Source organism: Devosia sp. ZB163, from assembly GCF_028613635.1.
Classification (GTDB): Bacteria; Pseudomonadota; Alphaproteobacteria; order Rhizobiales; family Devosiaceae; genus Devosia_A.
Window position 1 is genome coordinate 56,022 of the sequence record NZ_JAQRMY010000004.1, and the last position, 22,374, is coordinate 78,395.

22 protein-coding genes are annotated in these 22,374 nt (G+C 66.0%); 9 read left to right on the top strand and 13 right to left on the bottom strand.

Annotated elements, in window-relative coordinates; genetic code table 11:
• Both carB and PRN20_RS18510 read right to left on the bottom strand, forming a co-directional pair.
• Positions 1 to 3,324, bottom strand: coding sequence for a carbamoyl-phosphate synthase large subunit (gene carB, locus PRN20_RS18505; RefSeq protein ID WP_273959118.1), 3,324 nt, complete (start codon positions 3,322 to 3,324; stop codon positions 1 to 3).
• Positions 3,325 to 3,582: 258 nt separating this feature from the next.
• The gene (locus tag PRN20_RS18510; protein WP_273959670.1) at positions 3,583 to 4,236 is read right to left on the bottom strand and encodes a DUF2161 domain-containing phosphodiesterase; all 654 of its coding nucleotides are present in this window, start codon (positions 4,234 to 4,236) and stop codon (positions 3,583 to 3,585) included.
• 142 nt (positions 4,237 to 4,378) lie between these two features.
• On the opposite strand from PRN20_RS18510, the gene PRN20_RS18515 reads away from it, so the two are divergent.
• Entirely contained in the window at positions 4,379 to 4,657 is a 279-nt protein-coding gene (locus PRN20_RS18515; protein ID WP_273959119.1) for a DUF2277 domain-containing protein, read from the top strand.
• Between the two features lie 3 nt (positions 4,658 to 4,660).
• On the opposite strand, the gene PRN20_RS18520 is transcribed toward PRN20_RS18515, so the two are convergent.
• Entirely contained in the window at positions 4,661 to 5,233 is a 573-nt protein-coding gene (locus PRN20_RS18520) for an NADPH-dependent FMN reductase (protein WP_273959120.1), read from the bottom strand.
• Between the two features lie 53 nt (positions 5,234 to 5,286).
• Complete coding sequence (locus PRN20_RS18525) at positions 5,287 to 5,793, bottom strand: hypothetical protein (protein ID WP_273959121.1); 507 nt, start codon at positions 5,791 to 5,793, stop codon at positions 5,287 to 5,289.
• A gap of 208 nt (positions 5,794 to 6,001) precedes the next feature.
• Between PRN20_RS18525 and PRN20_RS18530 the strand changes: the two genes are divergently transcribed.
• Positions 6,002 to 7,063: an SH3 domain-containing protein gene (locus PRN20_RS18530; RefSeq protein ID WP_273959122.1), complete on the top strand. Its 1,062-nt coding sequence runs from the start codon at positions 6,002 to 6,004 to the stop codon at positions 7,061 to 7,063.
• A 58-nt stretch (positions 7,064 to 7,121) separates the two neighbouring features.
• On the opposite strand, the gene PRN20_RS18535 is transcribed toward PRN20_RS18530, so the two are convergent.
• On the bottom strand, positions 7,122 to 7,943 hold the full coding sequence (locus tag PRN20_RS18535) for a ChaN family lipoprotein (RefSeq protein WP_273959123.1): 822 nt from the start codon (positions 7,941 to 7,943) through the stop codon (positions 7,122 to 7,124).
• 141 nt (positions 7,944 to 8,084) lie between these two features.
• On the opposite strand from PRN20_RS18535, the gene PRN20_RS18540 reads away from it, so the two are divergent.
• Positions 8,085 to 8,258 (top strand): DUF1328 family protein, encoded by a 174-nt coding sequence (locus PRN20_RS18540; RefSeq protein WP_273959124.1) that lies wholly within the window; start codon positions 8,085 to 8,087, stop codon positions 8,256 to 8,258.
• On the opposite strand, the gene clpS is transcribed toward PRN20_RS18540, so the two are convergent.
• The gene (gene clpS, locus PRN20_RS18545) at positions 8,255 to 8,563 is read right to left on the bottom strand and encodes an ATP-dependent Clp protease adapter ClpS (protein ID WP_273959125.1); all 309 of its coding nucleotides are present in this window, start codon (positions 8,561 to 8,563) and stop codon (positions 8,255 to 8,257) included. The two genes, PRN20_RS18540 and clpS, sit on opposite strands and share 4 nt — an antisense overlap.
• A 130-nt stretch (positions 8,564 to 8,693) precedes the next feature.
• On the opposite strand from clpS, the gene PRN20_RS18550 reads away from it, so the two are divergent.
• Complete coding sequence (locus tag PRN20_RS18550; RefSeq protein WP_273959126.1) at positions 8,694 to 11,444, top strand: M16 family metallopeptidase; 2,751 nt, start codon at positions 8,694 to 8,696, stop codon at positions 11,442 to 11,444.
• 118 nt (positions 11,445 to 11,562) lie between these two features.
• Entirely contained in the window at positions 11,563 to 12,402 is an 840-nt protein-coding gene (locus PRN20_RS18555; protein ID WP_273959127.1) for an aldo/keto reductase, read from the top strand.
• On the opposite strand, the gene yddG is transcribed toward PRN20_RS18555, so the two are convergent.
• Positions 12,399 to 13,286: an aromatic amino acid exporter YddG gene (yddG, locus tag PRN20_RS18560; protein WP_273959128.1), complete on the bottom strand. Its 888-nt coding sequence runs from the start codon at positions 13,284 to 13,286 to the stop codon at positions 12,399 to 12,401. The genes PRN20_RS18555 and yddG overlap by 4 nt on opposite strands.
• 78 nt (positions 13,287 to 13,364) lie before the next feature.
• Between yddG and PRN20_RS18565 the strand changes: the two genes are divergently transcribed.
• From PRN20_RS18565 to PRN20_RS18575, 3 genes are all read left to right on the top strand, one after another.
• Positions 13,365 to 13,688, top strand: a complete 324-nt coding sequence (locus PRN20_RS18565; protein ID WP_273959129.1) for a DUF6665 family protein — start codon at positions 13,365 to 13,367, stop codon at positions 13,686 to 13,688.
• Between the two features lie 131 nt (positions 13,689 to 13,819).
• Complete coding sequence (locus tag PRN20_RS18570; protein ID WP_273959130.1) at positions 13,820 to 15,112, top strand: hypothetical protein; 1,293 nt, start codon at positions 13,820 to 13,822, stop codon at positions 15,110 to 15,112.
• A gap of 105 nt (positions 15,113 to 15,217) precedes the next feature.
• Positions 15,218 to 15,493 carry a hypothetical protein gene (locus tag PRN20_RS18575; protein ID WP_273959131.1) on the top strand — a complete coding sequence of 92 codons (276 nt, stop codon included), beginning with the start codon at positions 15,218 to 15,220 and terminating at the stop codon, positions 15,491 to 15,493.
• On the opposite strand, the gene PRN20_RS18580 is transcribed toward PRN20_RS18575, so the two are convergent.
• Complete coding sequence (locus PRN20_RS18580) at positions 15,490 to 15,948, bottom strand: GNAT family N-acetyltransferase (protein WP_273959132.1); 459 nt, start codon at positions 15,946 to 15,948, stop codon at positions 15,490 to 15,492. The two genes, PRN20_RS18575 and PRN20_RS18580, sit on opposite strands and share 4 nt — an antisense overlap.
• A gap of 191 nt (positions 15,949 to 16,139) precedes the next feature.
• On the opposite strand from PRN20_RS18580, the gene PRN20_RS18585 reads away from it, so the two are divergent.
• The gene (locus PRN20_RS18585) at positions 16,140 to 17,297 is read left to right on the top strand and encodes an MFS transporter (protein ID WP_273959133.1); all 1,158 of its coding nucleotides are present in this window, start codon (positions 16,140 to 16,142) and stop codon (positions 17,295 to 17,297) included.
• Here PRN20_RS18585 and PRN20_RS18590 read toward each other — a convergent pair.
• The 5 genes from PRN20_RS18590 to PRN20_RS18610 form a co-directional block, all read right to left on the bottom strand.
• A complete protein-coding gene (locus PRN20_RS18590; RefSeq protein ID WP_273959134.1) occupies positions 17,294 to 18,829 on the bottom strand; it encodes a permease in 1,536 nt (511 codons plus the stop codon). The two genes, PRN20_RS18585 and PRN20_RS18590, sit on opposite strands and share 4 nt — an antisense overlap.
• Entirely contained in the window at positions 18,829 to 19,596 is a 768-nt protein-coding gene (locus PRN20_RS18595; RefSeq protein WP_273959135.1) for an ABC transporter ATP-binding protein, read from the bottom strand. The genes PRN20_RS18590 and PRN20_RS18595 overlap by 1 nt, the downstream gene beginning before the upstream one ends.
• 78 nt (positions 19,597 to 19,674) lie before the next feature.
• Positions 19,675 to 20,442 (bottom strand): ribonuclease T2 family protein, encoded by a 768-nt coding sequence (locus tag PRN20_RS18600; RefSeq protein WP_273959136.1) that lies wholly within the window; start codon positions 20,440 to 20,442, stop codon positions 19,675 to 19,677.
• Between the two features lie 70 nt (positions 20,443 to 20,512).
• Entirely contained in the window at positions 20,513 to 21,625 is a 1,113-nt protein-coding gene (cfa, locus tag PRN20_RS18605; protein WP_273959137.1) for a cyclopropane fatty acyl phospholipid synthase, read from the bottom strand.
• Positions 21,626 to 21,729: 104 nt separating this feature from the next.
• Positions 21,730 to 22,236 carry an RpiB/LacA/LacB family sugar-phosphate isomerase gene (locus PRN20_RS18610; protein WP_273959138.1) on the bottom strand — a complete coding sequence of 169 codons (507 nt, stop codon included), beginning with the start codon at positions 22,234 to 22,236 and terminating at the stop codon, positions 21,730 to 21,732.
• Positions 22,237 to 22,374: the final 138 nt, after the last annotated feature.

The window sequence follows — 22,374 nt, forward strand, 5'->3', positions numbered from 1 at the left end:
TTACGCCGCGAAGTAGCTTTGCAGCGGGCGGACCTGCAGGTTGCCTTCGCGGTAGGCGATGATGCCTTCGACCGCGGCGACGGCGCCCGGGATCGTCGTGTAGTAGGGGATCTTGCCCATCAGCGCGGTGCGGCGGATGTCGCGGCTGTCGGAGATCGACTTGGCGCCGTCGGTGGTGTTGATCACCAGCTGCACGCCGCCGTTCTTCATCGAATCCACGATGTGCGGGCGGCCTTCCAGTACCTTGTTGACCTTGGTGGCGGCGATGCCGTTCTCGGTCAGGTACTTGTGGGTGCCGGAGGTGGCGACGATCTTGAAGCCGGCGTGTTCGAGGTGGCGGCAGAACTCGAGAATCAGCGGCTTGTCGTCGTCGCGGACGGAGACGAACACCGTGCCTTCGCGCGGCACCTTGGAGCCGGCGCCGAGCTGCGACTTGGCGAAGGCGATGGGGTAGTTGGTATCAAGGCCGATGACTTCGCCGGTCGACTTCATCTCGGGGCCGAGCACGGTGTCGACGCCGGGGAATCGGTTGAACGGGAATACGGCTTCCTTCACCGCCACGTGGTTCAGCTTCTTCTCAACCAGGTTGAAGCTTTCGAGGCTCTCACCGGCCATGACGCGCGAGGCGATCTTGGCGATCGGCTCGCCGATGACCTTGGCGACGAAGGGCACCGTACGCGAGGCGCGCGGGTTCACTTCGAGGATGTAGATGGTGCCGTCCTTCAGCGCATACTGGACGTTCATCAGGCCGCCGACATTGAGGGCCAGCGCGAGGTCGCGGGTCTGGCGCTTCAGTTCGGTGATGATCTCGTCCGAAAGGTGCTGCGGCGGGAGCGAGCAGGCCGAGTCACCGGAGTGAATGCCGGCTTCCTCGATGTGCTCCATGATGCCGCAGACGAACACGTCCTTGCCGTCACTGAGGCAATCGACGTCGATCTCGATGGCGCGCGAGAGGTAGCCGTCGAACAGCAGCGGGTTGTCGGAGAGGACCGAGTTGATCTGGCCGGTCTTGTCGTTGGGGTAGCGGATCAGGATATCCGGCGGCACGAGGCCGGTGAGGGTATCCTGTACGTAGCGCTCGAATTCGTTGGGCGAGTGGACGATGGCCATGGCGCGGCCACCCAGCACGTAGGACGGGCGGATGACCAGCGGGTAGCCGAGGCGTTCGGCGACGAGGCGGGCCTGCTCGAGCGAGTAGGCGATGCCGTTCTTGGGCTGGGTCAGGTCGAGGCGCGAAATGAGCTTCGAGAACAGGTCGCGGTCTTCGGCGAGATCGATCGAGGAGGGCTGGGTGCCGAGGATCGGCACGCCGGCCTTTTCGACCGCGTCGGCGAGGTTCAGTGGGGTCTGGCCGCCGAACTGGACGATGACGCCGTGCAGCGTGCCGTTCTGCTTTTCGGTCTCGAGGATCTCGATGACGTCTTCCTCGGTCAGCGGCTCGAAATAGAGACGATCTGAGGTGTCGTAGTCGGTCGAGACGGTCTCGGGGTTGCAGTTGACCATGATGGTCTCGTAGCCCGCGTCGGCGAGCGCGAAGGCCGCATGGCAGCAGCAATAGTCGAACTCGATGCCCTGGCCGATGCGGTTCGGGCCGCCGCCGAGGATCACGACCTTCTTGCGGTCGGACGGACGGGCTTCATCCTCGGGCTGGCCGCTGAAAGGAGCCTCGTAGGTCGAGTACATATATGCCGTCGGCGAGGCGAACTCGGCCGCGGACGTGTCGATGCGCTTGTAGACCGGGCGGATGCCGAGCGACTTGCGCAGGGCGCGCACGTCCTTGGCCTGCTTGCCGGCGAGGTCGGCGAGACGGCGATCGGAGAAGCCCATGGCCTTGAGGCTGCGGAGCGCGGCGGCAGTGCCGGGCAGGCCCAACTCACGAACCTTCTTTTCGGTCTCGATGATGCCGTGGATCTGCTCAAGGAACCACGGATCGATCTTGCTGGCGTCGTGGATGTCTTCGAGGCTGAAGCCGAGCCGCATAGCTTCGGCGACGTGCAGCAGGCGCTCGGGCGTTGCAGTCGAGATGGCGGCGAGGACCGCGTTCTCGTTGTCGTCTTCCTGGGCGTCGGCGGCATAGCCGGGGATGCCGATCTCGTTCAAACCGGTGAGGCCGGTTTCGAGCGAGCGCAGCGCCTTCTGCAACGATTCCTGGAAGGTGCGGCCGATGGCCATGGCTTCCCCGACCGACTTCATCGAAGTGGTCAGGCGGTTGTCGGCGCCGGGGAACTTCTCGAAGGCGAAGCGCGGGATCTTAGTGACGACGTAGTCGATGGTCGGCTCGAACGAGGCCGGGGTGGCGCCGCCGGTGATGTCGTTCTCGAGCTCATCGAGGGTGTAGCCGACGGCGAGGCGAGCGGCGACCTTGGCGATCGGGAAGCCGGTGGCCTTCGATGCGAGGGCGGAAGAACGCGACACGCGCGGGTTCATCTCGATGACGATCATGCGGCCATCGGCAGGGTTGATGGCGAACTGCACGTTCGAGCCGCCGGTCTCGACGCCGATCTCGCGGAGCACGGCGATCGAGGCGTCGCGCATGATCTGGTATTCCTTGTCGGTCAGCGTCAGGGCCGGAGCGACAGTGATGGAATCGCCGGTGTGGACGCCCATCGGATCGAGGTTCTCGATCGAGCAGATGATGATGCAGTTGTCGTTGCGGTCGCGGACGACCTCCATCTCGTACTCTTTCCAGCCGAGCACGGATTCTTCGATCAGCACCTCGTCGGTCGGCGAGGCGTCGATGCCGCTCTCGACGATGGTGAGGTATTCTTCCTTGTTGTAGGCGATGCCGCCGCCGGTGCCGCCGAGGGTGAAGCTCGGACGGATGATGCAGGGCAGACCGATCACCTCGAGCGCCTGCAGCGCCTCGATGGTGTTGTGGGCGAGCATGGAGCGCGGGGTTTCGAGCCCGATCTTCTTCATGGCGTCGCGGAACAGCTCGCGATCCTCGGCCTTGTCGATGGCCTCGGCGTCAGCGCCGATCATCTCGACGTTGAACTTGTCGAGGATGCCCATCTTCTTGAGGCTGAGCGCGCAGTTCAGCGCGGTCTGGCCGCCCATGGTCGGGAGCAGCGCGTCGGGGCGCTCCTTCTCGATGATCTTGGCGACGATCTCGGGGGTGATCGGCTCGACGTAGGTGGCGTCGGCCAGATCCGGATCGGTCATGATCGTCGCCGGGTTCGAGTTCACCAGAATGATCCGGTAGCCCTCGTCCTTGAGCGCCTTGCACGCCTGGGTGCCCGAGTAGTCGAACTCGCAGGCCTGTCCGATGATGATCGGACCCGCACCGATGATGAGGATCGATTTGATGTCGGTGCGTTTTGGCATCTGTGGCTCTCGGTTCTCAGTTGCGCTTCGGCTTGTCCGAAAAGTCCTGCAACTTTTCGGGCCTCAGCGTTGCGCGCGCGGAAAGACGCGCGGCGGCGGCGCGGGCTTGGGCGGCAGACTCTGTGGGCTAAGCGCGTCCTGTAACCGAAGCGGTGGGGGAAGGGAACCCCCGGCGCGAAGGATGAGGGCGCAAGTTGTCGCGGGGATGCGCAAGGGCGCACCCCGGGGATGCGCAAGCACGCCCCGAGGGCGCGAGGCTCAGGCGTCGACCGGCCAGCGCTTCAGGGCTTCCTGTCCCGCATCGGTCAGCGCGTAGACGCCCCGGTCGATACGGTCGAACCAGCCATAGACGTTGTGGAGCACGATCTTGGCGGCAATCGGGGTTGTGGCCTTGAGGTCGCGCGGGCGGAGGGGACCTGCCTGGAGCGCGGCTGCGCAGGCGAGGGCCTGCTGGCGATAGGCGGTCATGATCGGCTGGCGGGTGCTGCCGCCGAGGGTGGGATCGCCCTTCCGCCGTCGATGCTCATCGACCAGGCGGTTGCGCTTGCGCGTGTTCTTCCGGGGCATCGGGGCGATCGGACTGACGATGACCTCGACGTGATCCGTCGCGCTGACGCCGAGCATGCCGAGGCCGAGGCGTCGGCAGAGGTCGCGGAAGCGGCGGTCGCGTTCGCGGCCCTTGCCGGTCATGGAGATGCGGGCGGCGATCCAGACCTCGTCGCTCTGGGCCTGCCGGTCGACGGCCTGCAGCACCAGTTCGAGGTTGAAGGCCTGCTTGAGCTCGCAGACCACGAGCAGCGGAGGCTCTCCCTCGAGCAGCCCGACGAGATCGCAGCCGCCGACCTCGCCCTTCACGGCGTAACCGGCAGCTTCGAGGAAGCTCTTCACAGGCGGGTAGAGGGTGGTTTCCAGTTGAGGGCGTCCGAGCGTGATTCTCGGGGCATGTTACCCCGGATGGGGCGGCCGCCGGAAATGGCGAAGCCCGGCATTGGCCGGGGAACCATTGACGCGCTAGAACGTACGCCTCTGATATTGTTCCGGATGGAGCCTGCCCATGTGCCGCAACATCAAGCCGCTGTTCAACTTCGAGCCGCCGGCGAGCACGAACGAGATGCGGGACGCGGCGCTGCAGTTCGTGCGCAAGATCTCGGGCTACACGCACCCGTCCAAGAGCAACGAGACGGCGTTCTACGCGGCCGTCGACGACATCGAGAAGGTGGTGAAGCGCCTGCTCAAGGAACTCGAGACCGACGCGCCCAAGCGCGACCGCGAGGTGCTGATCGCGCGGGCCCGGGAGCGGGCGAAAGTGCGCTACGCGCGGGAGAGCGCCTGACCGTCAGCCCGGGCGCGGGATGGCGGTGTAGACGCGCTCGATGAAGGCCTCGAACTCAACCATGTAGTCACGCAGGAACACCTCGGTGCTCTCGTCGGTGACCTCGCCATCGTCGGCGATGAGGCCGGGCGTGAAGTGGATGTACGCCTCGATGGCGTTCATCAGGGGCGAGTTGCAGAAGGCCATGACGCTCTTGAGGCTCTGCTGAGCCACCGCCGTTCCAATGGAGCCGATGGAGGCGCCGATCACGCCCGACGGCTTCCGGCGGAACGAGTTCTGGCCCCATGGGCGACTGGCCCAGTCGATGGCGTTCTTGAGGCCGCCTGGGATGGAGCGGTTGTACTCGGGCGTGACGAACAGGATGGCCTCGGCGGCGTCGACACTGGCCTTGAAGCGCTTGGCCTCGGGCGGGAAGTCGGCGTCGTAGTCGTAGCTGTAGAGCGGCAGGTCGGCGAAGGTGATCTCGTTCATGATCAGGCCGGAAGGCGCAAGGCGCACCAGCGCCTTGGCAAGCTTGCGGTTGATGGATGCCTTGGCGAGGCTGCCGACGAAGTAGCCAACCTTGTAGTCGGTCATGCCAGTTCTCCTCTTGGTCTAGCCCCCAAGAGTCGTCGCGATTGCCTGTCGGCCTAGCCCCGCCTGAAGGCGATGTTCGAGTCGTTCATCGCCCCTTTGCGGTCAACCAGCCGGAAAGCGAGGCGAATGGCGCTGCCGGCCAGCGTTAGCGTCGACGAGATGGTGCCGTAGCGGGTGGTGATGGCGCCGGTCGAAAAGACGATTGATCCGCCCTGCTTCTTGCCGACGGTCTGGTTCGAGACGCCCTGGGCGCTCGATGCGGCTTCGTAGCGGCGGGCAGCATCGTTGTAGAGCATCGTGCCCCGGAAGCTCGCGGCGCCAGATCCGCTGAAGGAACAGCGGCCGGTATAGCTGAGCCTGCCGGAGTTGGCGGCCTTGAAGGTAATGCGACAGACGACGGTACCCGGATTGGGCCCGGTGACCTTGCCGATGCCGCGCCACTCGCCGGCGTATTTGGCGAGCGTGGCGTTCTCAGCCGGCCCAGCGGTGGCCGGAAGTGGCGACATGGCGACGACCGCCGCGAGGGCAACCAGTCGGAAGACGAGAGGCAGACGCAGCATGGGCAACTCCGGAAGCGGCTTGGACGGCACAACGCTCGCGCGGCCCCTGTGGTTGCGGGGCACGATCGCGCGGTTTGGGTCGCCGGTTGCAGAAGGATGCCAATGTAGACGAAACGCCAGTATTCAGCGCCGGTTCAGCTGTATTGTGCTTAATCAACTTCATATGCGGCGGGGATTTACCAGTCGCAGGGGGAGAGGGGTGAGGGAAATGGCCATCAAACGGCTTCTGATGCCGGTCGCGTTGTGCGCGGCAGGGCTGATAATCACGGCCGGAACAGCGTTCGCGGTCGAGGCGACTGCCAAGTCGGGGGTCAACGTGCGCACCGGCCCGGGAAAGGACTTCGGCATTGTCGATCAACTGACGGCGGGCGAGGTGGTGACGATCACCGAATGTGCGCCGTCCAACTTCTGCTTCGTCCAGCATGACGGGCCCGACGGCTGGGTCAGCGCCAGCTTCCTTCTGCCTGTCGAGGACGAAGAGGAGGTCATCGAGGAAGGTTCGGGCGACAACCCTGAATGCAGCTTCGGCTTCAATGTCGGGCCGGGCGGCCCGAGCCTGTCGGTCAACTGCGGCGACGAACCGCTGCCACCACCGCCTCCGCCGCCGGTTCCCGATGACGAGGACGAGGAGGCGGGCGCCTGCTTCTACACCGGCAACGGCCTCAGCGGCGATGAACTGTGCGTGGGCCTCGGGACCCGCAACACACTCAATGCCACGTTCAACAACAAGATCTCGTCGGTACAGCTGCTCGGCGGGGCCAAGGCCCGGCTGTGCGAGAACACGAACCTCGGCGAATATTGCCGGAACGTGAACAACGACACCGACCAGCTGCACACCTCGATCAACAACAAGGCGTCGTCGCTGACGGTGTATGTCGGCGTTCCGCCGTTGCCCCCGCCGCCGGAGCCGATAGAGGCGCCGGTGACGCATTCGACGGGGCCGATCGAGCTCAAGCAGACCTTCCAGGCCAATCTCGACAACGGCAATGTCGGCGGGGCCGGGGTGGATATCTGGTACCAGGCCGTGACCGCGGTAGAGAAGTACATCACTCCGCAGGGTGGCGCGCAGTTGGCACTGGGTAACGGCTCGAACCGCGGCTACGACGGCTGCGCCGAGGAGGACTTCTCGGGCGACAGCATCCCGCTCGCCGATGTTCCGCCGGGCACCTATGTGTGCGCCAAGACCAACCAGGGTCGCATCTCGCAGTTCAGGGTGAACGGCTTTGCGGGCACGACGATGAAGCTCGGCTACACGACCTGGGCCAACTGATCGGCTGGTGAAGTGACGCGAAGGGCCCGGTTCGACCGGGCCCTTTCTCTTTGCGCGCTTAGTCGATGCTGCCGGGAGGCAGGCGGAACAGGGCGTCGGCGATGCCGGGCTGGCGGGCGGGATCGTAGGGGCTGTCTGCCGGCAGCAGCACCGAGACCCGGTCTATGCCGAGGTCGGCAAGCTGGTAGGGCGTGCCGTAGCCATACTCGAGATGACCCCGGCCGATGATGCCGAGGACAAGCGGGGCGTCCGGGGCCTCGGCAGCGCGTGCGATGTTGCAGGCAAAGGCGCGGTCCCAGGTCTGCTGGGCCCGAACGAAGCGATCGGAGCTCGCCTCGTCGCGCGGGCGGTCCGGGGGGCCGGCTACGCCAGCGAGGTAGGCGCGATAGGCGGGCAGGGCCGGGCGGGCGGGCGTGAGGCCATCGCGTTCCTCGACCGGGATGGCGTCCCAGCCTTCCTTGCCGACGCGGGTGACGAGGGTGCGGTAGCAGTTCAGTGCCAGCATCGGCACCTGGAACTCGCGGCAGAAGCGGAAGAGCGGCAGGTAGAGCGCGGCGTCGTAGCGCCAGACCTCGGCCCATTCGACGGCCTCGAGAAATGCCTCTTCTGAGGCGAACCCGCCGGCTATCCACTCGTCGAGTACCGGTTGCTGGCGGCGCTGGAACATCTCGAAGCCCATCGCGATCGGACGATGAGCCATCAGCCCTGCGGCCACATGGAGCTGCCAGCGATGGATATCGTAGCGCGTGTGGGTCTCGCCGAGCAGCACGACACGCTGGCGGGACAGGCTTTGCATCAGTTCGGCATGGCCGAAACGATCGCCGCTGTGCGGATCGAGCCAGGTGGAGAGCGGGAAATCGATGGGGGACGAGGCAGTCACGGCGAGCTCCGGTTCAGTGGACGCTGGCTCGCAGGTGCTGGCTGGCTGAGGCGCTGGTTACTGCCCACGCGCCTCAGCGTCAAGCGTGGAACCCGGGCGGCAGCGCGCCGTTTCCCCTGCACGATCAACAGGGTGGCTCGAATGTTTCAGTTTCTGATTCTGCTCATCGTCATTGCGCTCGTCGCCGGTGCGCTCGGGTTCACCGGCATCGCCGCGGGTGCGGCCACCATCGCGAAGGTGGTGTTCGCGATCATGGTGGTCGGCATCATCATCGTGCTGCTGATGCTGGCGCTCGGGATCTCGATCCTGACCTAGTCTTCCGGTTCGGTCGTGAAGAGCAGCGGGTAGCCTTCGTTGCGCGCCATCTCGGTGGCGCGCTTCGCCTTGGTTTCGGCGATCTCCTGGATGAAGACGGCGACCACGCAAGAGCCCTTGGTGTGGGCCGTGATCATGATGCGATAGGCCTGATCGGCGGTGATCCGGAACTCGGCCTTCAGCACGCGCACGACGAAGTCGCGCGGGGTGAAGTCGTCGTTGACGAGAATGACCTTGTGCAACGGTGGCCGCGCCACCTTTGGCTTGGTCTCTGTCCGCGGCTTGGTGATGGCATCACTGCTCATGGCAATGGCAGTATAGTACCGATGGCCTGCCGATGCACCTGGCATGCGGCGCGCGGGGGTGCCACGAAATGTAGTGGACCATTTTCGGAGTCGATGCCATTACTGGCCCAGTTTCACTCAGGGCCCGTGTATGCATTTTATTCGACTGCTTCTGGCGACTGCAAGCTTTGTGCTTGTTTCTACGTCACTTTCTATTGCCGACGATGAGCTGAAGGTGGTGCACTACCGGCTCGAGAATGGGCTGGAGGTGGTGCTGGCGCCCGACCACAAGGTGCCCAAGGTTGCGCTTTCGCTGATCTACCGGGTCGGGGGCATGAACGAGCCCGCGGGGCGGTCGGGGTTTGCCCATCTGTTCGAGCACCTCATGTTCAGCGGTACGAAGAACTATCCGGACATCGATAGGACGTATTCGGAGCTGGGCCTCTCGAACAACGCCTTCACCAGCGAAGATCGAACGATCTATCTCGCCGATGGCCTGAGTTCGGCACTGCCGGTGCTGCTGTCCGTCGAGGCAGACCGCATGGCCAATCTGGGCCGCGAAGTCGACCAGGCCGAGTTCGACGTCGAGCGCGATGTCGTCAAGAACGAGATGCGTCAGACCGTTCTCGATAGTGCCGGCCAGTCGGGAATGCTCGCGCTGAGGTCGGCCCTGTTCCCGGCGCCGCATCCCTACGCCAAGGCAGTCATCGGCTCCATCGCCGATCTCGATGCGGCGCAGCTGGGCGACGTGAAGGCCTTCTTCAACGCCTACTATGTGCCCAACAATGCCATCCTGTCCGTGGCGGGAGATTTCGACGTCGACGCAACCAGGGCCCTCATCGCCGACACATTCGGACGGGTGCCGCGGGGCGGTGATGTCATGGTGCCGGCGGCCAGCGTGCCGGTGGCCCCTGTGGCGCGGATCGAGGCTACGGACCGCGTTGCCTCGCCGATGGTGATGCTCGGCATCGCCGGACCGTCGGTGGAGACCAAGGAGAGCCGGGCGCTGACGATAGCAGCGGACGTCCTGGGCAACTACGAGTACGGCGTGCTGCGGCGCAGGCTCGTCGAAACGGGACTTGCGGTCCAGGCGTCGGCAGGATGGGAGAATGGCCGCCTCGGAGGGCGCTTCACGGTATCTGCGACGGCGGCGCCGGGCGTGGCCATCGATACCCTGGAAGCTGAACTGCGCCGGGTCATACTGGATTTCGCGGCGACCGACATGGTGCCCGAGGATATGGAGCGGGCGCGGCGGCTGATGCTGCTGTCGCGGGGCGTCGCCACGGAGGCGGCCCTGGGCAAGGCCGGCGCTCTCGGGACGACACTCGACCTGTTTGGCGATACGGAACTAGTGCTCCAGGACGATCCGCTCCTGCTGGAGCTGACGCCCGAGCAGGTCAGTGCGACCTTCCGGGACGTGGTCAGGCCCGAGGCCATGAGCGTACTGACGATGCTGCCGGGGCAACCGGGCGACTATCCGGCGGTTCTCAAGGACAGCTCGGGTGTTCCTCAGCCGATCGCCGCGGCCGATCGGCCGGCGGTCGAAGTGCCGATGCTGGCTCCGGACGTGCCGGGCAAGGGCAAGCTGCCCGCCATGGAAACCGCGACGCTCTCCAATGGGATCGAGGTCGTGCACTACCGGACGCCGGGAGCTCCGATGGCGCTGGTTGCAGCATCGGTGACCGGCGGCAGCGGCAACGACGAGCCGGGGCGCGAGGGTCTCGCCGAAGCCATGGCAACGTTGATGACGAGAGGGGCGGGGGAGCGCGACTTCGAGGCCTTCAGCAAGGCGGCCAAGGATATCGGCGCCGATGTCTCGGGGTTCATCGACACGCGCCGCTCGACCGTCCTGCTCTCGGTCGCCGCGGAAGCTTTCGAGCCGGCGACGAAGCTATTGGCCGACGCTGTGCGTGCGCCGCGTTTCGAGCCAGCCGAATGGGCGACGCTGAAGGCGGAGTTGCAGCAGGGGCTGATGTACCGGCAGCTCGATCCGGCAGCCTCCGCCTACTACGAGCTCGAACGCCTGATGTTCCCGCTCGAGCCGGGGCGCCCGGCGCTCCAGTCCAGTGTTGCGTCCATCGAGGGGGTGACCGTCGACGACATTCGAGGCGCCTACGAGAAGCGCTTCACGCCGAGCACGATGACCCTCTTCAGCGTGGGAACGCAGTCGCTGGAGGAGGTTCGGGCCTCCCTCGAGGCGGCCTTCGGCGATTGGGTTGGGGGAGAGGCCGGTGATACTCCGGTGACTTTCCCGTCCGCCGTGTTTCCGGAAGAGCCCGGAATCTATGTCGCGCCAAGCGCCGACACCAGCCAGGCAGTGATCTACGTGGCGCGACCCGCGCCCGGATTCGACGAGCCCGGGTTCACCGAGGCCTCGACCGTTGCGCGACTGTTCGCAGGCGAATCCAGCAGCCGGCTCAGTCTCGTGCTGCGGGAAGCCAAGGGCTACTCCTATGGGGTGAGCAGTGGCGTGTGGTCCAGCATGCGAACCGGCGGTGTGATGCTGGTCAATACGTCCGTGCAGGCCGACAAGGTCGGGGCATCGCTGGCCGAGATCCTGAAGGGCTTCGATGAGTTGGCGACGGTTCCTGTCACAGAGGTGGAGCTGACAAGTACCATCATGGCTTCGGCCAACGCGTCGGCAGGGACAGCCGAAACCTCCAGCGGTGTAGCCGGTCTCGTGCTCGGAGCAGCCGGCAAGGACATGACCGCGGCGGAGTTCAGCTCGCGGCTCGAGGATTTCGTCTCGCTCGACCCTTCGGAGGTGCAACGCGCGGCGAAGGCCATGTCCTCCACCGATCGCGCAATCATCATGATCGGTGGTGATCCGCAGTCGATCCTTCCCCAACTGGCCGAGATCGGGATCGAAGACGTGACGGTGCTGAGCGCGCCCGCGCCCTAGCCGTCACTGAACCTTTTGGCGCCGGGAGGCATTGTGCCCGGAAGCCTGTCACGAGCGGCAGCCCTTGGTTGCCGCTCGTGGACCGGCGTTTCCATTCCCGCTGCCATGAGGTGCACACATGCCGACCGTTCCTTCCATCACGCTGCGCGACGGCAACACGATCCCGCAACTGGGGCTCGGTGTGTGGCAGGTGGATCCGGGGATCACCGCGCGGGTGGTGACGGATGCGATCGAGGCCGGCTACCGGTCGATCGATACGGCCGAGGGCTACCACAACGAGGAAGGTGTCGGCGAAGCGATCAAGCGGGCCTCGGTGCCGCGCGGCGAACTGTTCATCGCCTCCAAGCTTCGCAACGGCGGGCATGCGCGCGACCAGGCGCTATCGAGCTTCGACAAGACCATGAAGGCGCTGGGGCTCGAGCAGCTCGACCTGTTCCTGATCCACTGGCCGGTGCCGAGCCAGGGCAAGTATGTCGAGGCCTGGAAGGCGCTGATCGAGCTCAAGGGGCAGGGGCGGATCAGGTCGATCGGGGTCTCGAACTTCAACCAGGACCACATCGAGCGGATCATCGCCGAGACCGGGGAGGTTCCGGCGGTGAACCAGGTCGAGTTGCATCCCTACTTCCAGGCGCGGGAGCGTCTTGCCTACAACCTGGCCCACGAAATCCACATCGAGGCCTATAGCCCGCTCGGGTCGGGCAGCGTGCTGGATGACAGGACGGTCGCCGAGATCGCCAGCAAGCACGGGAGGTCGGCGGCGCAGGTGCTGATCCGCTGGCACCTGCAGCAAGGCTTCATCGTGATCCCCAAGTCGACGCACAAGGCACGCATGGTCGAGAACATCGACGTGTTCGACTTCGAGCTCGATGATGACGACATGAAGCGGATCGACGGGCTCGAGAAGGGCGAGCGGGGGCGGACGGGATCGAACCCGGCGACGGCCTCGTTCCTGTTCTAGCGAGCGGCGGCAGGGCGCCTGAACAGCATGTCCTTGGCAGCGACGACGGCGCCTGCAGTAATCAGCAGGCAGGCGACCAGGATCGTGTTGCTGTAGGCGGCATATCCCGTGGCGATCAGGATGAGGGTCGAGAGTAGCGGGGCGGAGTAGGAGGCGGCTCCGAGAATCTGGATGTCGCCCTGCTTCACGCCGATATCCCAGACATAGAAGGCGAGCCCGACGGGGCCGAGGCCGAGGCCTACAACGGAAGCCCATTGCCAGGCATTCGCGGGCCAGACGGTCGTTTCGAGCAACATGTGGCAGATGGCGGCGAGGGCTGCCGTCACCAGGCAGAAACCGGCGATCGCATCGCTCGGCACGTGGGCGAAGCGGCGCGACAGGACGGAGTAGGTCGACCAGGCGAGGGCAGCAAAGAGGGCCGCGCCGTAGCCGAGGGCATACTGCGGATCGAAGCCAAATCCCTGGCCGCGAGTGACCACAAGCACGGCGCCAGCAAGTGCGAGGACACAGCCGGCGATGTGCTGCCACTTGAGGCGCTCGCCCGGCAGCAGGGCGGAGAAGACGACGATCAGGAGTGGCCACAGGTAGTTGATGAGACCGGCTTCGACAGGCGGCGCGTTCCGCAGCGCGAAGAAGTAGACGAAGTGATAGCCGAACAGCCCACCCACGCCGAGCAGCCAGACCGGCAGCGGCTGGCGCATGGCCTTCAGCGCGCCGGGGCGCAGGACCAGCAGCGACAGGCCGCCGATCGCGAAGGTGATCGCCGTGAGCTGGAAGGCCGGCATCGTGCCGCTGGCGGCCGTGAGAAAGGCGAGTAGCGACCACAGCAGCACGGCCGTGAAGCCGATCAGCGTCGCTGTGGGGCGGGCGAGGGGCGAGGACATCCGGCGCTTCTAGCCTGCCCTGTCAGAGCTGAGAAGGGCAGGGTTGCGAAGCGATGCAGGCGTCCCTAGCTTTCGACCATGCCGCTTACAGCCCTCGACATTGCCGAACTTCGCCAGCGCCTCACCAGTGGCTTTGGCTCCATCGAGAACGAGGTGCTGGGCGAGAAGGCCTCGTCCCTTGGTCATCACGGCCGACAGGTGGAGAACGCGATCGCGGCGCTCCATGCCTTCGATGCGTCACCCGGCGCGCCCGAAGCGCGGCTGGCGCTGGTGCGGACCGTGGCGCACGAAGTGTGGAAGTTCTTCGTGCAGCGCGAGATGTGCGGGCTGAGGGATCAGAAGGAAGTGATCCGGATCTATCGAATCCCCAACGAGGTCCTGGCGCGGCTCGGCGCGATGTGATCCCGCGCGCATCAATGTGAGACATTCATGCGTTGATACTTCTGCCGCGTCTTCCTATCCTCTATGAGATCGATTTCATTGGATTTGGCTGCCGGCGGGAGTGCGGGCGGCGGAATCGGCTGGGGTAGCCGATGCTAGGCGAAAAAGCTCGAGACGCCCGCAAGGGCGCAGACAGGCCCCTCTCCGCGAGGATACCGGGCGCGGCGCTGGAGCCTCCATTCCACAAGACTGCTATCGATGTCATCTGGACGGGGTTCCGGATCGATGCCGCAGCCGTGAATCCCTTCCTGCCGGAGGGGCTGGTGCTGTCATCGTCCAGCATCGGGTTGCTTGGCATCTATCACGCACCCACCGGCCGGGGGCTGGCGCCCTACCGTCGCGGGGTGGTCGGCGTCTCGGTGGAAGGCGAGCCGGGCACCGATATCGGCGAGGGCATGTTCGTGATGGGCAACATCATGGACGCGCCCGGAGCGGCCGCGATGCAGAAGCTCTACTCGGAAGCAACCGTGGAAGGGACGGCATCCACCTGGATGGAGGGCGGGCTGCTGCACGGCGTGGCCAGCGTGGACGGCGAGGACTGGCTGCGGGCAACTGTGCGCCCGACGGGCGAGGAGCGGCGGGATATGTCGGGTGTCGACACCTTCCTCGGCTACACCCGCTCAGGCCTGATCAAGCATGCGGATTCAACGGTTTCCGACCTCGCCGATGCCGAGATCGTGTCGCTTGAGATCACCGACGCCGCGCCGGACTACATGCGGGCATTGCGGCCACTGGAATACGTGTTCGGGCTCCACGCCAAGCGTGTCACCTCCATCTGGAGCGAGCCGCGGGTCGTCGGCCGGGCGACCATCGGCACGGCCGCATCGGTTTTCCTCGGCCTCATCGAGGATACGGGTCGGGCCGCTGCGGTGGTGCGCGAGGACGGAACGCTGCTCGAGGCCAATGCCAGCGCGAAGAGCCTGCTCTGCCTCGAGCGGCTGAAGGCAGGCGAGTTGCTGTTGAGCAACGTGGCGGAGGAACGGCAGGCGCTGCAGCGGGCGCTCAAGAACAGCGTGGCGCGCACCGGGCCGCGCATGTCCGACCCCATATTGTTGCGGCGACCCGACGGTCGCAGCCTCGTCGCCCATGTGCTGCCGCTCGAGCATGGCGAGCACGGGCCGGATGCCGCGCTGGTGCTGCTGGCCGACACGCAAGGGCCGGAGCGGCGCGACGCAGCCCGCATGCTGCAACTCTTCGGCCTGACGAACGCGGAAGCGCGGCTTGCCGCTTTGGTAGGCACGGGCTCGCCGCTCAAGGGAGCTGCCACCGGGTTGGGCATTTCCGAGCACACGGCGCGCTCGACGCTCAAGACCGTGTACGACAAGCTCGGCATCAGGAAGCAGTCCGAACTCGGGCATCTGGTGGCGCGGCTGCAGTATTTCTGAAGCAATGCCGCAGGCGAGCACCTGACCCCCATATTTGTGGGGTGCGCGAGGTGAGACGCTCGTCGCATGTTCATCCCGGGAATGCGCCTTCACGGATGGCCTATTGTGCTCGAACTGTTGAACAAGCCCTCGCGGACCAAGGCGCCGCAGCTATGCGGACTCACCGTGGGCGAAGTGATCGCCATGCTGGAGACGTTCGATCCTTCGGCGCCGCTGCTGGTGCGCGCCGAGAACGGCGGGTTCGAGGAAGTGCTCGGGTTCCGCACCACGGGCGTGGCGCTCAACGTCAACACGGCGGAAGGCTTCGGCCCGCATGACCTGCCGGACCCCGGTGCGCGGCCGGATACGGTGGCCGTGGTGTTGCGCGCCCAGGCCGACTAAAGCGCCAACTTGAAACCTTCGTGGCTCTTGCTGAAGCCCAGCCGCTCATAGAAGCGGTGGGCGTCGAGACGTTTCTTGTTCGACGTCAGCTGAACGATGCCGCAGCCGCGGGCGCGGGCCTGCTCGATCGCCCAGCCGATCATCTCGCTGCCAAGGCCGAGGTTGCGGTGGGTCGGGACGATGTGCACGGCCTCGATGAGGCAGCGGAACTCGCCCAGGCGCGCGATCCCCGGGATGAAGGTCAGCTGCAGCGTGCCCACGCGCTTGCCCTCGTACTCTGCGATCACCAGCGTCTGGTTGGGATCGGCCTCGATCGCGGCGAAGGCCGCGAGGTAGCGGGGGTGACTAGGCTGATCGGGGAGGTCGTTGGTGGGAACGACACTGTCCTCGACGATCAAGCCAACGATGAAACCAAGGTCGGCAGGTGTTGCGTCACGGAAGTTGAGCCGGCTCACGTCAGATCGTCCTCGAGGCCATCCATACGAACGTCCCGACTAGCCGAGACGGGCGAGTCGAGGAAGCTGGACAACGGAGGCAGGGATGGGTGCCGCACAGCGTGACAGGGCTCGGCAGAAAGGTGTAGCCGGCGGTGGCTTGACCAAGTCTCGGGACTCCTCTCCCTACTGGTATGGAAGAGGTGCACACGATGGACGCGAGACTACTTTGGCTGGCGCTGGGGGCTTTTGCCGGCAGCGTGGAGAGCTCGCTTGTTGTCCTCGTCATGCCCGATGTCGCCGCCGAGATGGGGATCAGCCTCTCCGAGGCAGGCCTGCTGATCTTCACCTATTCGATTGCCTACGGGATCGGCACGCCGATCCTCGCGACCGTGCTGGGACATGTGGACCGGCGCACGGTGGTAGCGGGCGCCGAGTTCGTGTTCGGGACGATGGCGGTGCTGTTCGGCCTGCTACCAGGTTATCTCCTGATGCTCGGGGCGCGCACCGTTCTCGCCTGCGGGGCGGGGCTATTCACTTCCACGGCGCAGTCGACGGCAGTAGCGCTGGCGGCTCCGGGCAAACGCGGGAGCGCGATCTCGACGGTGGTGATGGGCGGGTCGATAGCAGTGGCGCTGGGTGCGCCGCTGGCGTCGCTGGTTGCCAACTCGCTGGGCTGGCGCGTCGCCTATGTCGGGCTGGGCGTGATCGCCATCCTCGCGGCGGTGACGATGTGGCTGCGCCTGCCGGGCGATATCCACGGTGATGCCCGCTCGCTCCGGGAACGTCTCAGCGTGCTGAAGGTGCGGGGCGTGCCGACGACGCTGCTGACGTCGGGCCTCCTCATCATGGGGACCTTCATCTTCTTCAACTTCCTGGCGGCGATCACGACGGATTTCCTGGGGATCGATCGGTCGCTGATGCCGGTGGTGATGCTGGCCTTTGGCTGCGGGGCGATGCTGGGCGGTCACTTCGGCGGCTGGCTGGCCGACCGGTTCGGCGGCAAGCAGACGACGCTGATCATAATCGGCCTGATGATCGTGCTGCTTGCCGGCCTGCCGCTGCTGGCCCTGTTGCCGGATCCGGTCGTGGCGCCGGCCTTCTTTGGCTTCATGGCCGTCTACGGCGTCCTGTCCTGGGGCTTCATGCCGCCGCAACTCCATCGGCTGGCGGGGCTATCGGCCAAGTCGGTCCAGCTGTCGGCGGCGCTGAACCTCACGGCCATGAACCTCGGCGGCGCGCTGTCGGCCGTGATCGGCGGCGTGGTGCTCGATCTGTGGGGGCTCGCCTGGCTGGCCCCGGTCGGCGCGCTGGCCGCCGTACTGGCGCTCGTTACCGCTTGGATCGCTCCCGCGGGGAGCGATCACTAGACGCGCTTGCCCTTGGGGCTGAGGGCATAGGCTACGGCGAGCACCACGACCGCGAGGATGGCAGGCAGGGCCGCGATCCACTGGTTGCCCGCGGCGAGGACGGCGGCGCCGGCCCACATGATCGAGCTCAGCGCTTCCGAAATGGTTGCGGCGCGCGATGCCACCTGGCGGCGGCGGAACATGGCGCGGCGCATGGGGACGCGGAACCAGAGCTGGATGGCGGTGGCCGACCCGGCCGAGATCGCGACGAACAGGCCGGTGATCGCGGCAAGCTCCACCGAGGCGATGGCGACGAATAGCAGGACGGGGCCGAAGACCACGGCGATCGAGACGAGGACCGCCTCGATCTTGGCGATAAGGACGGCGCGCGGATGGATCGGCGCCGTGACGACGAGATCGTGCGCGTCCTCGCCCGAGATCGCGAGCCAGGATAGGCCACCGGCGAGCTGGCCGGCGGCCATCACGATGACGGGGATGACCACGACATAGGTGCCGGCGCTCTGGCCGTAGGAGACCCACAGGAACAGCGCTGGCGGAAAGAGGTAGAGGATCTGCATCAGCGTCTGGCTGAGCAGCCACGGGTCGCGGCGGAGCAGCTTCCATTCCTTGACGCGCAGCGCGTGGCGCTGGCTCGATTTGCGGAACGGGCGGGTCGAAGCGGACTGCTGCACGCGTGCGGCCGAGACGCCGGCCGCGGCAATGGCATGCCGGGCGAAGCTTCCGGACGTGGCGCGGATGACGAGAACCAGCGAGCCGAAGCCGATCAAGAGGACGAGCAGCATTGCGGACAGACCGCCCATGGCGGCGCGGGCGGGCAGCCAGATCAGGCTTGATAGCTCGGGGGCGGCTGCGACGAACTCGGGCGACTGCATCACCGCATAGCGGTTCATGTTGCCGAGGCTGAGGATCGCGACGGCCTGGATGCCGATGACGAAGCCGGCGCCGACGATGCCAGCAATGATCTGTGCGACAAGACGCGTCCGGGCGGGGCCGATGGCGCGGAAGAGCCCGATGGTCACAAGCACGGAAAGGGTGGCGGCAAGAGCACCAAGGCCGGCGAGGACGCCGTAGGCGGCAAGCCACCGGGCCCCGTCCTGAGCGATGAGGACGTTGATGATGGGGCTCGCAAGCAGGCAGGCGAGGAGCACCGTGCCGAAGGCAATCGCGCCGGTGCGGACCGCGAAGACGCTGGCGGAGGAGGCAGGCGAGGAGAGCAGCAGGTCGAGGTCGGAGCGGGAATAGTAGGCCCGGGTCACCGATTCCAGCGCTTGGCTGAGCATCACAGTCCAGAACAGGAAACCTGTCCCGGTCACGGTGACGAGCGTCACCTTGTCGGTGGTGATGCCGTCCCTGATCCAGGGGCCAAGCAGGGCGGCCGCGAGAAGATGTAGCCCCAGGTAGAAGACCGCGAGCACGATGAAGAGGACGATGCCGCGGACCCGGCGGCCCGCCGTCATCATGGCCAGCCAGTCGCGCCAGGCGAGGCGGAACTCATGGGCGGCGAACCAGGGAAGCGTTGCGGGTGTGCTCATCAGGCGGCGGCTTCCGCGGCGAGATCGGCTTCCTTCTGGGCGACGAGATCGAGGAAGATTTCCTCGAGCGTGGTCTCGCGGCCGATGCGGGCGCGGAGTTCCGCAAGGGTGCCCTCGGCGACGAGGCGGCCGTGGTTGATGACGCCGATCCGTTCGGCCATGCGCTCGGCGACCTCGAGGATATGCGTGGTCATGATGACGGTGACGCCGGACGCAACCTTCTGCTTCAGGACATCCTTGACCTGCCGGGCCGAGCCGGCATCGAGGCCGGTAAGCGGCTCGTCGAGGATGATGAGGCGCGGGTTGTGGACCAGGGCGCCAGCGAGGGCGACCTTCTGCAACATGCCCTTCGAAAAGCCGCCGCAGCGCTCGTTGGCGTGCGGGCGAAGGCCGAGCCAGTCGATGAGTTCGTTGGCGTGACGCTCGGCCTCGCTGGCGTCGATGCGCCACAGGCCGGCGACGAATTCGAGATATTCGAGCGGCGTGAGCCGGTCATAGACCATCGGCTCGTCCGACACCCAGGCGACGATCTGCTTGGCGGAGACCGGGTCCTTGGCGGTGTCGATGCCGCAGACGGAGATTGCGCCGGCATCCTGCCGGAGGAGGCCCGCAACCATGCGGAGGATCGTGGTCTTGCCGGCGCCGTTGGGGCCGAGCAGGGCGTAGAACTCGCCGGCCCTGACCTTGAGTTCAAGATCGATGACGACCGGGCGGTCGAAGCTCTTCCGTAGCCCCGAAATATCGAGGGCGAAGTGAGGATTTGACATGGTGGCCCCGCTGAAAACCCGAAGCGACACTAGCGGCGAGCCGTTGAGGCGGGCTGAAGCGGGCCGGTAAACGAACCGCTACTGCAAACCCACGGGATCGACGATACCGCCGGCGCAGCCGCCACTGGTGGGGCGGGCGGCGTTGATCAACTGGGGCAGGGTGTCCGCTTCGGTTCCCCAGAGGCCAATGGTGATCTCGGAGATGATCCGGCGGCTGCCATCATCCTCGCAGGCGACGCGGACCCGCTGCCCAGCGTCCCGGCCGAAGGACGCGTCGAAGGCGGCGCGGATCTGTGCCTGGGTCACGTGCTTGCCGATGTTGTCGGCGAAGAGATCGCGCACCTTCGAGGCGTTGAGCTCGGCGAGGAGCGCCGTCGAGGTTTCATAGTAGGCCGTAGCATCGCTGCCGAAGCAGGTGCCGTGCTTGGTCCATTCGTGGCGGTCGAGGTGGGACCGGGTGCCGGGCATGACTTCGTCCAGCTCGCTACGGAGGTCAGTCGGGAGCTTGACGGCAGGAAGCTCGGACCAGCGGCTGTCGCGGTCGAGGCGTTCGGTCGCCGGGCTGACACCACAATATTCCCCGCTCGGCCACAGGCCGTGCAGCGAGAAGTGGTTTGCGTCGAAGCGGGACTTGGTCTGCGACCGGCACTCGGGCCGATCGGCAGCGCCCTCGCAGAAGGCGGGCTGCCAGTTGACGGCGAGGATGAAGAAACGTTCGGAAGCGCTTGATCGCGGGCTCTGGGGCGGCGCGGCAGGCTCGGGGGTCGGTTCGGGTCGGAGCCACAGGAAGGCTGCGCCGGCGAGGAGCAGGGTGAGGACGAGCAGCAGCGAGAGGCGGGCGTTCATGGGCTCGAGACGCGGATGTGATCGGGGTGCCGGGACTGTTCACCGGCAACGAAGCAGAGTTCCCGGGCGGTCAACGCTGGGTGATGTAGCCGTCGGGCACGCCCCTTGTGGAGAGGACGAACTGCCAAACCTGCAGAACCTTGGCGCGGAAGCCGCCGGCGCAGCAGAGCAGGTAGTACTTCCAGAGGCGATAGAAGCGCTCCTCGGCCGGCGTCCGGTCCTTCTTCCAGTTGCGCTCGAAGTTCTCGTACCAGGCGACCAGCGTCTTGTCGTAGTGCGGGCCGATATTGTGCAGATCGATGACGGTGAAGAGCCCGTCGATGGCCTCGCCGATCTGTGCGACCGAGGGGATGACGCCGCCAGGGAAGATGTACTTTTCGAGCCAGGCCTCGATGGTCTCGGTCGACCACTGGCTGCCGATGGTGTGCATCATGAACAACCCGTCGTCCTTGATGACCTGCCGGGCCTTCTCGAAATAGGCGCGATAGTTCTTGTGGCCGACATGCTCGAACATGCCCATCGAAACCGCATGGTCGGCCTTGCCGTCGAACTCGCGGTAGTCCTGGACGCGGAACTCGATGGGCAGGTTCCGGTAGCGCTCGCGGCCGTAGGCAGCCTGGTCGGGCGACACGGTTACGCCGACGCAGCGGGCGCCGTATTTCTCGGCGGCAAAGCCCATGAAGGCGCCCCAGCCGCAGCCGATGTCCCAGACGAGCTGGCCGGGCCTGAGGCCGATCTTGCGGCAGACCATGTCGAGCTTGGCCTCCTGCGCCTCGTCGAGGTTGGTCACCCCTTCGGGCCAGTAGCCGCACGAGCCGGTCATGCGCTTGTCGAGCGAGGCCATGTAGGCCTCGGTTTCGCTGTAGTGAACCTCGGCCACGCGCCTCGAGCGCGAGATGTTCTGCATGTTGAGAAAGCGCGCCTGGACCACCTGCCAGACGAGGTTCGGCGTCGGCTTGATGGCTTCGGGGACCTTGGAGGTGAGGATCTTGTTGAAGAACTCGGCCATGTCTTCGACATCCCAGATGCCGTCCATGTAGGCCTCGCCGAGGCCGAGGGTGCCCTGGCCATAGAGGCGCTGCCAGAACTGATCGGAATGGATCTGAGGGTCCCAGGGCCGGGACCCGTTCAGCGTGATATCCGCCTCCTTGAGGAGGACTTCCAATTGTGGGGTGGTACCCATCGAATCCCTGCTCAACTGCCAAGCGACTAACAGCGCAAGCGAAATCCCGCCCCGTGACTTAGTCAAGGGGCCGGGGGTGCGAGGCTCGCAGCGTGCGTGTCAGGTCAGGCGCCGCGGGCCTCGCGCTCGAGGTCGGCAAGTTTCTCGACGCGGCGGCGGAAATGCTCCTCGGTCGAGAATTCGGCCGCGAGAAAGGCGCGCACCACGTCGGACGCGACCTGCGGGCCGACGATCCAGGCGCCGATGCAGAGCACGTTGACGTCGTCGTGGATGACGCACTGGCGCGCGACGTAGGTGTCGGTGGCGACCGCGGCGCGGATGCCGTTGACCTTGTTGGCAGCGATGCAGGCGCCGGCGCCGGTGCCGCAGACGAGGACGACACGTTCGACGCGGCCGTCGAGGATGAGGCCCACGGCCTTGCGCGTGACATCGGGGAAATCCACCGGCTCGGTCGACTCGGCGCCGAGGCTGATGACTTCGTCGCAATGCTCGGCGAGGAGGTCGCGGATGAAACCCTTCATCGGGAAGCCGGCGTGGTCGGATGCGACCCCGATGGCGCGGCGGCGGGGGATGGCGAGACCATCCGCATGGCGGGCTTCAGTGTGCAGCATGGGCGTCTCCTCCGCGCGTCGTTGGGCGACAAGGAGAGGGCATAATGGGTTGTGCGGCAAGGGGGATTGCGCCCCCGGGATGGGGAGTGTGGGGCGGCTGCGGCGATCGCCGAACCACCCCCTCCCTCAATCCCTCCC

Bases quoted from the DNA above. Each gene is read 5' to 3' on its own strand.
- clpS (WP_273959125.1), bottom strand. From the start codon at position 8,563: ATGAGCAGTGATGCCATCACCAAGCCGCGGACAGAGACCAAGCCAAAG.
- PRN20_RS18610 (WP_273959138.1), bottom strand. From the start codon at position 22,236: ATGCTGCACACTGAAGCCCGCCATGCGGATGGTCTCGCCATCCCCCGC.
- yddG (WP_273959128.1), bottom strand. From the start codon at position 13,286: ATGTCCTCGCCCCTCGCCCGCCCCACAGCGACGCTGATCGGCTTCACG.
- PRN20_RS18590 (WP_273959134.1), bottom strand. From the start codon at position 18,829: ATGAGCACACCCGCAACGCTTCCCTGGTTCGCCGCCCATGAGTTCCGC.
- PRN20_RS18565 (WP_273959129.1), top strand. From the start codon at position 13,365: ATGCCGCTTACAGCCCTCGACATTGCCGAACTTCGCCAGCGCCTCACC.
- PRN20_RS18600 (WP_273959136.1), bottom strand. From the start codon at position 20,442: ATGAACGCCCGCCTCTCGCTGCTGCTCGTCCTCACCCTGCTCCTCGCC.
- cfa (WP_273959137.1), bottom strand. From the start codon at position 21,625: ATGGGTACCACCCCACAATTGGAAGTCCTCCTCAAGGAGGCGGATATC.
- carB (WP_273959118.1), bottom strand. From the start codon at position 3,324: ATGCCAAAACGCACCGACATCAAATCGATCCTCATCATCGGTGCGGGT.
- PRN20_RS18585 (WP_273959133.1), top strand. From the start codon at position 16,140: ATGGACGCGAGACTACTTTGGCTGGCGCTGGGGGCTTTTGCCGGCAGC.
- PRN20_RS18570 (WP_273959130.1), top strand. From the start codon at position 13,820: ATGCTAGGCGAAAAAGCTCGAGACGCCCGCAAGGGCGCAGACAGGCCC.
- PRN20_RS18520 (WP_273959120.1), bottom strand. From the start codon at position 5,233: ATGACCGACTACAAGGTTGGCTACTTCGTCGGCAGCCTCGCCAAGGCA.
- PRN20_RS18550 (WP_273959126.1), top strand. From the start codon at position 8,694: ATGCATTTTATTCGACTGCTTCTGGCGACTGCAAGCTTTGTGCTTGTT.
- PRN20_RS18515 (WP_273959119.1), top strand. From the start codon at position 4,379: ATGTGCCGCAACATCAAGCCGCTGTTCAACTTCGAGCCGCCGGCGAGC.
- PRN20_RS18595 (WP_273959135.1), bottom strand. From the start codon at position 19,596: ATGTCAAATCCTCACTTCGCCCTCGATATTTCGGGGCTACGGAAGAGC.
- PRN20_RS18530 (WP_273959122.1), top strand. From the start codon at position 6,002: ATGGCCATCAAACGGCTTCTGATGCCGGTCGCGTTGTGCGCGGCAGGG.
- PRN20_RS18555 (WP_273959127.1), top strand. From the start codon at position 11,563: ATGCCGACCGTTCCTTCCATCACGCTGCGCGACGGCAACACGATCCCG.
- PRN20_RS18540 (WP_273959124.1), top strand. From the start codon at position 8,085: ATGTTTCAGTTTCTGATTCTGCTCATCGTCATTGCGCTCGTCGCCGGT.
- PRN20_RS18525 (WP_273959121.1), bottom strand. From the start codon at position 5,793: ATGCTGCGTCTGCCTCTCGTCTTCCGACTGGTTGCCCTCGCGGCGGTC.